Source organism: Sphaerochaeta sp. S2 (assembly GCF_016406725.1).
Classification (GTDB): Bacteria; Spirochaetota; Spirochaetia; order Sphaerochaetales; family Sphaerochaetaceae; genus Sphaerochaeta.
In genome coordinates this window covers 1-13358 of record NZ_JAEKNT010000301.1, presented here as the reverse complement: position 1 = coordinate 13358, position 13358 = coordinate 1, and the positions used below count along the sequence as shown (strand labels likewise).

14 protein-coding genes and 1 tRNA gene are annotated in these 13358 nt (G+C 45.3%); 9 read left to right on the top strand and 6 right to left on the bottom strand.

Translation table 11 applies throughout. The features are described from left to right. Window positions 1–520: hypothetical protein (locus JF818_RS08810; RefSeq protein ID WP_233066918.1), on the top strand; the 520-nt coding region annotated here is incomplete at its 5' end. Window positions 521–618: 98 nt separating this feature from the next. Here JF818_RS08810 and thrC read toward each other — a convergent pair. From thrC to rpmB, 3 genes are all read right to left on the bottom strand, one after another. Further along, complete coding sequence (thrC, locus tag JF818_RS08805; RefSeq protein WP_198891643.1) at window positions 619–1887, bottom strand: threonine synthase; 1269 nt, start codon at window positions 1885–1887, stop codon at window positions 619–621. A 12-nt stretch (window positions 1888–1899) separates the two neighbouring features. Further along, window positions 1900–4272 (bottom strand): bifunctional aspartate kinase/homoserine dehydrogenase I, encoded by a 2373-nt coding sequence (thrA, locus tag JF818_RS08800; protein ID WP_198891642.1) that lies wholly within the window; start codon window positions 4270–4272, stop codon window positions 1900–1902. A gap of 121 nt (window positions 4273–4393) precedes the next feature. Beyond that, on the bottom strand, window positions 4394–4624 hold the full coding sequence (rpmB, locus tag JF818_RS08795; protein WP_198891641.1) for a 50S ribosomal protein L28: 231 nt from the start codon (window positions 4622–4624) through the stop codon (window positions 4394–4396). A 236-nt stretch (window positions 4625–4860) separates the two neighbouring features. Here rpmB and JF818_RS08790 point away from each other — a divergent pair, with 236 nt between their 5' ends. Continuing rightward, window positions 4861–5307, top strand: coding sequence for a hypothetical protein (locus tag JF818_RS08790; protein WP_198891640.1), 447 nt, complete (start codon window positions 4861–4863; stop codon window positions 5305–5307). Here JF818_RS08790 and nth read toward each other — a convergent pair. After that, on the bottom strand, window positions 5255–5896 hold the full coding sequence (gene nth, locus JF818_RS08785) for an endonuclease III (protein ID WP_198891639.1): 642 nt from the start codon (window positions 5894–5896) through the stop codon (window positions 5255–5257). The two genes, JF818_RS08790 and nth, sit on opposite strands and share 53 nt — an antisense overlap. A gap of 60 nt (window positions 5897–5956) precedes the next feature. Between nth and JF818_RS08780 the strand changes: the two genes are divergently transcribed. Beyond that, window positions 5957–6029 (top strand) — tRNA-Pro (locus JF818_RS08780). Window positions 6030–6176: 147 nt separating this feature from the next. Here the strand turns inward: JF818_RS08780 and JF818_RS08775 are convergent. Together JF818_RS08775 and JF818_RS08770 are read right to left on the bottom strand one after the other, a co-directional pair. Continuing rightward, window positions 6177–6815: a carboxylesterase gene (locus tag JF818_RS08775; RefSeq protein ID WP_198891638.1), complete on the bottom strand. Its 639-nt coding sequence runs from the start codon at window positions 6813–6815 to the stop codon at window positions 6177–6179. After that, a complete protein-coding gene (locus JF818_RS08770; RefSeq protein ID WP_198891637.1) occupies window positions 6812–7543 on the bottom strand; it encodes a nitroreductase family protein in 732 nt (243 codons plus the stop codon). Before JF818_RS08770 ends, JF818_RS08775 begins: the two co-directional genes overlap by 4 nt. A gap of 348 nt (window positions 7544–7891) precedes the next feature. Here JF818_RS08770 and JF818_RS08765 point away from each other — a divergent pair, with 348 nt between their 5' ends. The 6 genes from JF818_RS08765 to JF818_RS08740 all read left to right on the top strand — a co-directional run bounded on the left by JF818_RS08765 (window position 7892) and on the right by JF818_RS08740 (window position 13254). Continuing rightward, complete coding sequence (locus tag JF818_RS08765; RefSeq protein WP_233066916.1) at window positions 7892–8644, top strand: IclR family transcriptional regulator; 753 nt, start codon at window positions 7892–7894, stop codon at window positions 8642–8644. Beyond that, window positions 8644–9594 (top strand): sugar kinase, encoded by a 951-nt coding sequence (locus tag JF818_RS08760; protein WP_198891635.1) that lies wholly within the window; start codon window positions 8644–8646, stop codon window positions 9592–9594. Before JF818_RS08765 ends, JF818_RS08760 begins: the two co-directional genes overlap by 1 nt. Beyond that, the gene (locus JF818_RS08755) at window positions 9591–10226 is read left to right on the top strand and encodes a bifunctional 4-hydroxy-2-oxoglutarate aldolase/2-dehydro-3-deoxy-phosphogluconate aldolase (protein WP_198891634.1); all 636 of its coding nucleotides are present in this window, start codon (window positions 9591–9593) and stop codon (window positions 10224–10226) included. Before JF818_RS08760 ends, JF818_RS08755 begins: the two co-directional genes overlap by 4 nt. Before the next feature lie 43 nt (window positions 10227–10269). Further along, a complete protein-coding gene (locus JF818_RS08750) occupies window positions 10270–11241 on the top strand; it encodes a tripartite tricarboxylate transporter substrate binding protein (RefSeq protein ID WP_198891633.1) in 972 nt (323 codons plus the stop codon). Between the two features lie 65 nt (window positions 11242–11306). Then, the gene (locus tag JF818_RS08745) at window positions 11307–11759 is read left to right on the top strand and encodes a tripartite tricarboxylate transporter TctB family protein (RefSeq protein WP_198891632.1); all 453 of its coding nucleotides are present in this window, start codon (window positions 11307–11309) and stop codon (window positions 11757–11759) included. A 16-nt stretch (window positions 11760–11775) separates the two neighbouring features. Beyond that, window positions 11776–13254 carry a tripartite tricarboxylate transporter permease gene (locus JF818_RS08740; RefSeq protein WP_198891631.1) on the top strand — a complete coding sequence of 493 codons (1479 nt, stop codon included), beginning with the start codon at window positions 11776–11778 and terminating at the stop codon, window positions 13252–13254. The last annotated feature ends 104 nt before the right edge of the window (window positions 13255–13358 follow it).

The window sequence follows — 13358 nt, the reverse complement described above, 5'->3', positions numbered from 1 at the left end:
CCCTACCTCCATAAGGACTGCAAGAAAGTGCGTCTTTACTTCTTTCATGTCAATTGAGGAAACTAATGGAATCAAGCTAGCTACAGGCTTGTTCATCGATTTTGGCATCAAGAACTTGCAGTACCAGATACCATCAACAGCTAACCCGCTATGGATAGATGGTGATGTATACATTTCCTTACAGTTCAGCATTGCAACGAATACGATCGGTGTTGCAGGGGAATCAGATGTCACTGTTTATGATCATCCCATTGTCATTGAATTTGCTCTGAAGCCAATAAAGGCAACGAGACTGGATGATATTGATACATATCTGGAAGATCTATCAAGCATTTTTGTAAATCAGACATCCTTCGAGACTGCCTTGGCGGCGTTCTACGGTTCTTATGACGATAGCGAAGAGTATATGAAGCTTTCGATTACTGACGGAACCACTTCGCATTCGCTTACAAATTTAGAATTGGTTGAGTATATCGGAGGGCTGATAGCTGCTATGGCTCCATCAGGGGACGTAGAATAAGCAATCCAATTATTTTCAGCTAATTCAGCAATCCTTAAAGGCCACACTGGGAATCAAGCATTGATTTGCAGTGTGGCTTTCTTTTCTACCAAATCACCCTACTCAAACAACTCCCGATACTCCTTCCCTACCTGCTTGAAAGAAGTCTTCTTATCAAGCAATTGCTTCAGGTTCTCTGGAATAGGTACCTCAGTATTTAGAAGGGGTTCTACCACCTGTTCAAACTTTGCAGGGTGGGCAGTAGAAATAACAATAGTGGGTTTTCCACTGAATTGGTCTCTTCTTACTCGCTCTCCGGTAGCTGTATGGGGGCACATAATATACCCTGATTCATCATACACTTCCTTGATCGTCTTCCTGATAGTCTCATCATCCACAGACCAAGCGCTTACCATCTTTCGCATGGTATCGATATCCGGATAAAGATCGAAGAGACGCTCCATATTGCTGGGAGCCCCAACATCCATGGCATTGGCCAAGGTAGCTACAGAGGGACGCTTCTCATAGTTGCCAGAGAACAGATAGTCTGGAATTGTCTTGTTCTCATTCACGGAAAGTACAATTCTTTCAATGGGAGCTCCCATACTTAGAGCCCAGTAGGCACCACAGCTATTTCCCACATTTCCGCTTGGGATGATGAAGGTAGGTTTCTTTCCAGTAGCCTGGTAGTAGAGATGGGAAGCATATACGTAGTACACACTCTGGGGAAGCAGTCTTCCCAGGTTAATACTGTTTGCACTGCTCAGTCCCCACTTGGTGGCAATCTCCTGGTCCATGAACGCATCCTTGACCATCTTCTGACAGTCATCGAAATTGCCATCGACCTCATAGGCCTCAATATTGCCACCCCAGCAAGTCAGCTGGGTCTGCTGGCGCTTACTCACCCTTCCCTTGGGGAAGAGTACCTTTACATCAATACCCTTTCGCCCAGCGAAAGCGGCTGCCACTGCCCCACCGGTATCGCCACTGGTTGCAACAAGAATGGTGAGTTTCCTGTGTTGCTTCTCCAGGATCTTCTCCATGCTTGCAGCAAGGAAACGTGCACCAAAGTCCTTGAAGGCAGCCGTAGGTCCATGATAGAGCTCAAGGACCATCTCTTCGCCCCTGAGGGGAACCAAGGGAACCGGAAAATTGAAGGCATCCATGCATATCTGAGCCAGGTCATCTTTCAGAGGGTCATCCTCAAAGAAGGGAGCAAGCACTTCATATGCCAGTTCCGGATATGAAGAGATCTCATGCACATTCAAATGGGAAAGTGAGGGGAATGACTCGGGCACATACAGGCCTCCATCAGGGGCAAGCCCTTGCAGAATTGCCTCGCTGGCACTCACCTTGGGAGCTTTCTTTCTTGTTGATACAAACTTCATCGTTACGTCCTCCTAGATCCTGGCCCCAAGATAGGCTGCCAATCGAAGAATATCAGAGAATACACCACCGGCAGTAACTTCCCTTCCTGCTCCCGGTCCCTTGATCACCAGAGGTTGGCTCAAGTACCGGTCGGTGGTAAAACAGATTACATTATCAGTACCGCTTGCCTGGGCAAATGGATGGTCACACGCATAGCTCTTCAAGGAAGCACTGCAGTTGCCTTCTTCATCAACAATCCCGACATAGCGGAGTTTCTCACCCTTCGCTGCAGCATCTTTGTATGCTTTTTCAATAATAGGATCGATTGCTTCCAATCTTTCCATAAACTCACTTGGGGAGCAACCATCGAGAGACTCAGGAACCAGACTCTGGATGGGAATATCTTCCACTTCCAGGGAGTATCCCAGCTCCCTTGCAAGAATGACCGTCTTTCTGCCTACGTCCATACCTGAGAGGTCATCCCTTGGATCAGGCTCAGTATAGCCCATCTCCTTTGCCTGTCTCACCAGTGAACTGAAGGGAACACTGCCGTCATAGCTGGAGAAGAGCCAGGCAAGCGTGCCGCTGACTATCCCCTCAATGCGGTGTACGGTGTCCCCTGTCTGGACCAGGTCTTTCAAGGTCCAGATAATGGGAAGCCCTGCACCTACGGTGGTCTCATAAAGGAAACGCTTTCCTGTACGCATGGAAGTCTCCAGCAAACGCTGGTAGTACTCCATGGGAGCAGTTCCTGCCTTCTTGTTCGGGGTAATGACATGGATTCCTGACTCCAGCCATGAAACATACTGTTCAGCAAGCTTGCTACTGGTCGTACAGTCTATGATCAGGGAGTGCGGGAAATAGGTTGCGCCAATGTGGCGGGTAAAGAGATCCTGGTCGAGTTCAACAGCTTCCTTGTCAAAGCGTTCCTTCCAGTCTCCTGGATCGATACCATCCTGATCAAGCAACATTTTCCTTGAGTTGGCAATACCACGAATATGAATATCGAGGCCAAACTGCTCTTTCAGCCTGGTGGTCTCCTTTGCAATCTGCTGCAGCAATGTACCCCCAATATTTCCGGGGCCAAGCAACCCAACAGAAATTGCTCGCTTGGAAAGGAAGAACCGTGCATGCAGTGCCCGTAAGGCCTTCTTGCTGTCAATTCCCTTGATAACTGCGCTGATGTTTGTCTCGCTCGAGCCCTGTGCAATGGCAATAACATTAACACCTGCCTTGCCCAAGGAAGAGAAAAACTTTCCAGCAACCCCTGCCTGGCCTGTCATCTGCTGCCCAACAGCTGCAAGGACTGCAAGCCCGGTTTCGGCCTCAATACTCTGAATGGAGGCAGCCTCAAGCTCGGGAGCGAACTCCTTTCTTGCAGTGACGCAGGCACGATCTGCTTCCCTCTCGGGAACAGCAAAACAGATGGAATACTCACTGGAAGCCTGACTGATAAGGACAACTGATATGGAAGCCTTTCTCATAGCTGAAAAGAGCCGGCTTGCGATGCCAATGACGCCACTCATTCCAGCTCCTTCCACATTTATAAGGGCAATGTCATGGATAATGGAAAATCCCTTCACCCTATTTGGTTCCTTCTGGTCTCCATGCTTGCTGATAACGGTCCCTGGGTCTTCCTCATTTTCCCAACAACGAAGCTGCACATCCAGGGAGGCAGCAATGGCAGGTACAAGTGCATGGGAGTGAATAATGGGAGCACCAAAGAAGCTAAGCTCAGTTGCTTCTGCATAGGAGAGGGAGCGGATGACCAACGCAGAAGGAACTTCCCTGTGGTCAGCATTATGAAGCAAGGAACTATTATTCCAGAACGTTACCCCAACCGCCTCAAGCTGTGCAGCAAGGGATGCTGCAGCGTATTCGCTTTGACCATCCTTGACCGCTCCATAGATAAACAGGGCCGATTCATCAACACTATGCTTCTTCAGGGAATCGGCATAGCCGAGGAGGTCGGCTGGAAGATTATGCAAATTGGCCCAATGGCAGGCAAGGTCAGCAACCCAACTGTCACAGAGTGTACTTGTATAGCGCTCCACCCCTTCACTAATCTCCTGAACCAACCAGATTGAACGAAGGATATCTTCCAGATTTGCAAACCCTTGCTTGATCCTGTCAAGAACATTGTTCCCAGCAGGTACTGCAAGCAGATCCTCCACCAAGGTTGTCCAACGGGTGAAACGTTGTTCCTGCATTGACCAAAGCCTCTCATCACGTTGCTTTGCCAGGTGCAAGAGGTTGGTGAGTTCGAGGTTTTCATCAGTAAATGGGGCAAGTACTACTACCTGGTGTGTCTCCCCGGAGGTGCGAAGAATTCGGATGAGCTTTTCCAAACCATCCTGTGAAACAAGATTGATGCTTTCTACTGCGTGTACCCGTATGTCATTCATTACCACCACCTCCGAGAAAAATTCAACATAGTGAACAAAACACTGAAAATATGTCTTGCAAAATTATACAAAAAGAGCCCAATGTTGGGCTCTTCTGGTAATCGAGATAACGTGCGTATGATTATACGAGCTTCTCGATCTTACCGCTCCGCAAGCAACGTGTGCAAACTTTAATGGTACGGGGAGTTCCCTTGACCAAAGTTTTCACAGACACGATGTTGGGGCGGAATACGCGCTTTGTGGTAACACCAATGTGTTGACCAACACCGCCATGCTTCTTGGCTTGTCCTTTTCTCGGAACACTATTTCCTGCAACCGTTCCTTTTCCGCAAATCTCACATCTACGAGCCATAGCTATATCCACCTTATCCTTAATAATTCATTCGTTGGCCGAACCAGGGCCTGTCGAAATCACGCATCACCTTGTCCAGGCAAGCCCTTGCCCGTGAGCAGTAGTACAAGGGTGTCGTACAAATAGACTTCAACCTTAGCCAAATTACCAGATAACAGCTTTTGTGTAAAGACAAAGGCATCATCTTTTCTGTTTTTTCCCTTGCTGAGGCCTATCTCCTTCAGTATGCTACACCCATGGAGAACTATTACATCCTTCGATTGGGCAAGGAGCTGAGAAGAAACCTGAAACTATTCAGGGACAGTTTATACAAACAGCATGGAAACCCCAGTTTGCTTGCACTGGAAGCATGCATCATTCTTGGCCCGGCTGACAAGCAGGAGGCCCTGCCTTTTGTCGACTGTCCACACCTTCCTCTTTCTACACTTCGCGCAGCGTCCTACCAATCAGGCCATTTGCATCTTCCCATTCCAGGCACACCGTTTACAAAGATTCGCGAGCAATTGGAAACAGACTACCCTTATGATGGTATCTATCTTGGTGAAATGGAGACAACATTTCCTGTTGAACCGATTATGGTCAGGGATGTATCGCTTGCCATTCTCACAATCCAGAGAGATGGAGAGCTCATCACTTGGAATGTTTCTTCAGAAAAGCATCTCGACTCGGGCAGACATCACTGAACGGACAATCCTCACAACTTGGTTTCTTTGCATGGCAGGTCGTTCTCCCAAACAGGTTGGCTGTCATGGAAAAGCGATAATGAAAGCGTGGATCCAGGAGTGAAGCCACTTCCCTCTCAATTTTCTCCGGGTCCTTGGTTGAAACCAACCCAAGCCGGTTCACGACTCTTCCAAAATGTGTGTCTACAATAATGGCCGGCTTACCATAGATATCACCCAGCACACAGCTGGCTGTCTTTCTCCCCACTCCAGGAAGCTTGACCAACTCTTCCATGGTTTCAGGAAGCCCTCCATCTCCGAGTGCCTGTGCACAGGCAATGATGTTCTTTGCCTTGTTTCGATAGAAGCCGGTAGGAAAGATGATCTCTTCCACATCTTCCCTACTTGCTTTGGCAAGGGAGGGAGCATCGGGGTAGTGGGTAAACAACGTTCGCACCACTGCGTTGACGGTTCGGTCAGTTGTCTGGGCAGAAAGGATGACACTAATTAGGAATCTGAAGGGGTCACGCTGCTCCAAAAACTGTATATCCTTTGGAAGGAGTGTGTCCAATCGTTCGTATATCAAACTCGCGTATGTATTCTTATCCATATTTCTGTATCCTACCCCCTTGACGCTTCCAAGCTCAAGTGCGTATACTCCAAAAAGTTTCGGGGCGTAGCCCAGTGGCTAGGGCACCTGCTTTGGGAGCAGGATATCGAAGGTTCGAGTCCTTTCGCCCCGATCTACTTAGGACGAATTGAGTTTCTCAGTTCGTCCTTTTTTATATCCCGAGACCAACCCGGGGGCCAGTCTGCGGTAATCGAAATCACACAACAAAAATTAATTCAATTTGTTTCTGCATTTAGAATAGATATATACAATATGGCTTTTACAGTTGCTTGAGAATCCACTGGTCAAGGAACTCCAATTGTTCAGGAGTATGGAACCAATGCTCCCCATTTTCATAGACGGAGAGATCAGCATTGTGAGAATTGACGAAGGAATCGACGGTGTCCCTGGAGGTCAACGTATCGTGTCCTGCATACAGAATAGAGGTTGGAATTTTCCAATTAATAGGATTATTTCGAACAAATTGAAGATAATTCCACGAAAGTATTTCTCCAAACTCCGTATGAATCTCTTTTTTTTTCTGCAACATTGCCTCAGTAACACCTGCCCAAGCGATCATATCGGTGATAAGCCGCTCCATGGAAAGAATAGGAGAGATGAATAAGGCATTATCTATAGGCTTACCCTGCAATGCATGCATGGAGAAGTAACACCCAATGCTGTTAGCAAGAAGCGTAACCTGGGAATAATCCCTTGAAAGCATTCCAAAGAAGGTTTGTAATAGAGGCTTGGTACCCCATGGAGTAAAGCTTGTAAGATCTTCTTTGCTCTGGCCATGCCCTGGTAGGTCGATGGCATATCCATCATATCCTTTAGTCTGAAGTAATGGTTTTAGACGATCTAGTTCTTCCTTGCTGCCATGTTTACCGTGTATGTAGAGAACTGCTTTTTCTTTCATGTGGTTATCTCGTATTGCGCTGTGAGATTCTTCTCAAGATCACTATGTTCAAACATGAGGGATCTTGCATGGACAAGACCTCCATGTTCCATACAGAGTTCAAGTATATGGAGAAAGATGCCAATGTCGATCTGGTTATAGTATGAGACGCTACCCTCTGGCATAATTCCACGCTTCCCTGGCTTGGTATGGCGATACACTGAGAGTTTTTGCTTCTCGCAGGAAACATACCATGGCTGGCTGTTGCATGCACTGGGTGAGAAGCGTGCAATATTCAGGATTTCATCATTGCCCTCGCCTTCCCTGATATCTTCAAGCGGTTTTCTCTTAGCCTTGAACATATCCTTACGAAATGTTTTTGGTGGCATTTTCGCAAAGGCTATCATGATGACATACTCAAGCCCAGAATGGTTCTCCTCTTTTGGCTTCCCGATCCCATACCAGAGAGCACCGATATCTCTCGAGGCCAGGTAGAGGTCGATCTGTTCCCCTATATAGCCGATATTCTCCAGGTACCCTTTCTTCTTTTCACTGTAGAAAAGGATGCAGTGGGTTTCTCCTCTTCTACAGGTTGTCTCATTGGCCGGAACAATCTTCGTTGCAACCTTGATATCGCTGACAAGAGGTTTACACCCACGTAAGGCTGTATTGATCTCTTCTAGCTCCTCATCTGTAAGTGGGCGCTCTACGCCACGAAAAAGATGGAAGGACTTCCGTTTATATATCATGTCATACTGCCACATGTACTCATCCTTGTAATAATCGGGAGAATGCAATTTCTATACTCAATCTTCCCTTGCTAACCCTATCATAGGTTCATAGCCTGGACAAAACTGAATTTGAAACTTCTTTATCCGTAATTCAAATCAAAATCTTTCTTATACCATTATATTAAATAGATTTAATTGACTTTCTTCTGATATGTATTTCAAATATTTCAGTTGATTATCAATATTTTCTCTTTACAATTGCTACAAATCATGTAAACTATATACGTATATTCGAACGTTGTTCCTATATACGAATATAGGAAAGAGACTGTGGCTGGACCCTTACATCGCACAACAACAAGAATCTTGGACATCCTAGAGCAGGTAGCTCAGGCTCAGGGAATAACACTCTCTGAACTTTCTCGCATCCTTGCAATACCCAAAAGCAGCCTTCATCCATTGGTGAATACACTTTCAGAGAGAAAATACCTCAGCTACAACAAGCTTGAAGAGAGGTATTATCCAGGTGAAAATCTTTTCGTCCTTGGTAACAAATACATCAGCAATTCTGACATTTTGGATAAAATCAAATCCATCTTGCTTAACATCAACGAAAAGACAGAAGAGACGTTGTACTTTGGTGTCCTCTCCAATCTTGATGTGTTGTATCTAGAAAAAATGGAGCTTCATTCAAAGTTTCGTGTAGTCTCAAATCCTGGAAATAAATTGCCTGCCTACAGTACAGGTTATGGGAAGGCGCTCTTAAGCCAGTTTACACCTGAAGAGATCTGTACATTTTATCCAAATGGTACATTACCCCCTATTACAGAGCACACAGTAGCCAATGTTGAAAAACTCAATGCACAGCTAGAGGAGATTCGAAAGAATGGATTTAGTTATGAAATTGAAGAATCAACTGTAGGAATAAGATGCATAGCCGTCCCGATACAGGTGGAGGGAGAGACCTTGGCAGGAATGAGCTTGGCAGTACCAGTTTTCAGGTACACAGAAGAAAAGGAAATGCAATTCAAACAGCTGCTTCAAGAAGCAAAAGTTCAGATTGAAAGAATTATTGCAGAAGATAGAAAACATTGGATTTATAGTAAAGGAAAGATGTAGTGAGTAAGGATGTAATAACCTTGGGAGAAAGTCTTGTAGCATTCATCCCAGATACCCATACAAAGTTGAGATATGTCCATCAATTTGGAAAAGTTGTAGTTGGAGCAGAAAGCAATGTAGCCGTTGGCCTTGCAAAGCTTGGCTATTCGACCGGCTGGGTAAGCAAGGTAGGTAATGATGAATTTGGTCAATTTATGATCAGGGAACTCAAAGCCGAAGGGGTGGATACGTCCTCTGTTATTATCAGCGATGAAGGCCCAACTGCAATAATGTTCAAACAGTTCTCCAATGCTTTGGATACTTCAGTGTTTTACTACCGTACAGGATCCGCTGCCAGTACTATGCATAAGGATTCTATCGACTGGGAATATATGAAAGAGACAAGAATCATTCATATTTCTGGCATCACCTCTGCCATCAGCGAAAGCTGCAGGGATTTGGTTGAAGCAGTGTTCGCGTTTGCAAAACAAGAGCACTTGTTAGTCAGCTTTGACCCGAATATTCGTTTGAAACTCATGACTGAAGAGAAAGCGAGAAATGTCCTTGCTCCACTTCTTTTCCGTGCTGATATTGTACTGCTTGGAGAAGATGAAGGTCGTGTATTGCTTGGGACTGAAAATCCTGAGGAGATAGCAAAAATATTGCTTGAGAATGGTTGTAGCTACCTTGGCGTCAAACAAGGAAGTCATGGAGCTTATGTTGCTGACAGCACTGATGGCTTCTTCATCGATCCCTATCCAGTAAAAGTGGTAGACACCATTGGCGCTGGAGATGCCTTCAATACTGGTTTTCTCGCTGGTCTATTGGATAACCAACCGATCGAAAAATGTGGGAGGATGGGAGCTTTGCTTGGAGCTTTAGCTGTCAGTAGTCATGGTGACGTGGAAGGCCTACCTGACGGAAAGACGTTTCATCAGCTTATGGACAACAAAAAGGAGATTCATCGATGAGTAAAGCAGATACAGTATTAAAAATAATTGGTGAGACAAAAGTAATATCCATTATCAGGGGTATTGAAGGAAATGATGCAGAGACTCTCATCAAAGCCCTACAGGATGGAGGGATTAATACACTTGAGATTACAATGAATACTCCTTCTGCACTTTCAATCATTGAAAAGGCAAGCTCTATCGGTGGACTGACAGTTGGAGCTGGTACAGTGCTTACCCAGGAAATGGCCAAACAGAGTATTGAGGCAGGGGCCCAATTTGTTCTCTCTCCTTCGCTCGATCTCAAGGTCATTGAGTACTGCCTGAAGCATCAAGTCTTACCCGTACCAGGTGTCTTAACACCTACCGAACTCTATACAGCCTTTTCACATGGAGCAGAGCTCCTAAAAATATTTCCCGCTGGTTCTTTGGGTCCTCAATATATCAAAGATCTATTAGGCCCTTTCAAAGGCATGAAATTACTTCCTGTTGGTGGTGTTTCGGTAGAAAACACCTCAGCATTCATGCGCTCAGGAGCATACGCTGTTGGCGTTGGTTCGTTCTTGGCAAACCCTGAGCTTGCTAAAGCTGGGGATTGGAAAACAATAACGGAACGTGCCAAACAATTTATTAAGGAAGCTCATAATGTGTAAATTCGCAGGAAAGCGAAGCAAATAAAAAAAGAGAGGTGTAATCATGAAAAAAACGTTAGTTTTGTTAATGATGCTATCATTGGTTCTTGGTTCAGTATTCGCCCAGGGCGGTGCTGAAGCATCTGCTGACAACTACCCAAGTGGTCCAGTTTCAGTTATTGTTCCTTACAGTGCAGGTGGTGGTACTGATTTGGTTGCTCGTGCTCTGGTGGATGCAGCAAAAGACAACTTCCCGAAGAATATTGCTGTTGAGAATAGAACCGGTGGCGGTGGAGCCGTTGGAATGTCCTACGGAGCCAATGCTAAAGCAGACGGAAGTGTGATCACAATGGTAACCGTTGAACTTGTCACCCTTCCACATACAGGAACTGGTGCAGGCCTGTACTATGATCAGTTCAAGCCCATTATGATGGTTAATAGTGCTTATAGTGCTGTTACTGTCAAAGCAGACTCTCCATACGACACACTTAACGAGTTTCTTGACGCCGCAAAAACAAAAACAATGCGTGTAGGAAATAGTGGTGTTGGTGCTATCTGGCATCTTGCAGCAGCTGGTCTGGCAAAAACCGCCGGAGTTAGTTTCAACCATATTCCGTTTGACGGAGCAGCTCCTGCAATTACGAGCTTGCTTGGTGGACATATTGATGCTGTAACGGTCAGTTATGCAGAGGTCGTCAGTCAGGTCAAAGCAGGAAACTTGAAAGTTCTTGCTGTACTGGCTCCAGAACGTATTCCTGCAACACCAGACCTTCCGACTGCCAAGGAACTTGGGTATGATGTAGCTATCGGTACTTGGAGAGGTCTTGGTGTTCCCAAGGATACTCCCCAACCAATTGCTGACAAGATTTATGACATTTTCAGCAAAGCCGCCGCATCTGAGGGTTTTGTAAAATTCATGAACAGCAGTAATAATGTCGTTGATATCATGGACAGTGCCTCCTATGGCGAAAAACTGGTCACTGATAATGAAATGTTCAAGATGCTCATTGAAGAGCTTGGACTGAAGCAACAGTAAAAAGCGTTGTGCACCACAGTGCAAAAACATTGTGGTGCACACTCTCTCCGAAAGGAATCACACATATGCGAAAAGCAAATTTTATAGTGAGCGGTGTTTTTACTGCATTTGCAATTCTTATCATTGCAGTATCACTTACCTATCCCCCAAGCAACCATGGGGTCCCAGGGCCTGGCATGTTCCCGATTATCATCGCCAGCCTAATTATTCTCTCCTCACTGTCTCTGTTCATCACTACCCTTAGAATGGGCAAGGAGGCAGATACTTCTGTAGACTTGAAAAGCAAGAATGTGATGAATGTATATGTCACGATGGTCGGACTTGTACTCTATTTCATCTTGCTTCCGCTCGTTGGTTTTGTGACAACATCAATAGTTATGCTGATTCTCTATATTAAGTGGTTCAGCAAACGTCCCTGGTGGAAAACTGTTCTCATCAGTGTCATTTTTGTGTTGGCAATTTTCTTCTTGTTCGGCTCCGTACTGAATGTCCCGATGCGTTTCGGTATGCTTATATAACAATGGAGGTATCAGCATGTTAGTAGAAGTATTGACCTCTGTTTTCAATATTCAAATTTTTCTTTTCATTATTCTTGGGGTATTCACCGGAATCTGTATTGGTGCGCTACCTGGATTGACTGCAACCATGGGCGTCGCACTGGTACTACCACTCACATTTGGCTTGGAAGCTGTTCCAGGCATCCTTCTGCTGATTGGTGTGTATGTAGGAGCAATTTATGGAGGATCCATTTCTGGTATTCTTCTCAGGACCCCTGGTACTCCAGCAGCAGCTGCTACCGCGATCGATGGATTTGAATTCTCCAAACGAGGGGAAAGTGGAAGGGCAATGGGGATTTCCACTATTTCATCCTTTATTGGTGGTGTTGTCAGTGTTCTTGCACTTTGGTTGATCTCCCCCCAGTTAGCTAAACTTGCACTCCGCTTCAGTGCACCGGAATTTTTCCTCTTGGCGGTGTTTGGGCTGTCCATAATCGCATCAATCTCTGGAAACAGTCTTGCTAAGGGTGTGCTCTGCGGAGCTCTTGGTGTCAGTTTGTCATTTATTGGAATTGATGGAATCACCGGCTTCCCTCGTTTTACGTTCAACAATATCAACCTACTGAGCGGAATGTCCTTCATTCCTGTGATGATTGGCTTGTTTGCAATGAGCCAAGCATTTAATACAGTAGAAGGAATATTCACCCCTGATCAGGTGACCCAAAAGATTTCTCATGTTTGGCCTAGTAAAAGCGATTGGAAAATCATCTTGAAATATGCTCCTATATCTGGTCTGATTGGAACCTTTATTGGTATTGTCCCAGGTGCTGGTGCTGAAATCGGAGCCTTTGTCTCATACAGCCAGGCTAAGCGCATGAGCAACCGTCCTGAGCTTTTTGGAACTGGCATCCCTGAGGCTATTGCTGCTCCAGAGGGAGGAAACAATGGGGTTACTGGTGGGGCGCTTATACCGATGCTAACCATGGGTGTCCCAGGCGATGCTGTTGCAGCTATTATGATTGGAGCCCTCACTGTACAAGGCTTGCAGCCGGGCCCCCTTTTGTTTACAGAACATACTACTTTGGTGTATTCGATTTTTCTTGGTATGTTTATAGCAAATGTGGCTATGGTTGTTTTGGGTCTCTCCAGCTTGAAGCTGTTTGTGAAGGTTCTTTCTATTCCAAAATCAATCCTAACACCTATGATTTTTATTCTCTGTGTTGTTGGATCATATGCTATCAATACAAATTTCTTTGATGTTGGAGTCATGCTATTCTTCGGAATACTTGGGTATTTTATGCAGAAAGCAGATATATCAGTATCCCCTGCTGTTCTGGGATTAATTCTGGGCCCTATGGCAGAGTCTAATTTCAGAAGGGCTTTGTTAATGAGTGAAGGCACCTATGGTATTTTCTTTACCAGTCCTATTGCATGGGTATTCGTCATCCTTACACTCTTCACACTATTGGGACCAAAGATTGGGGAAATACTAAAAAAGAAAAATCAAATAGCCTAAGCAGACAACACATATTTAGATAATCCAAACCCGGATAGAGACACATTCTCTTATCCGGGTTTTATTTCTTCAAATTTGTATTAAAAAAGGCACACAGTCGTTAG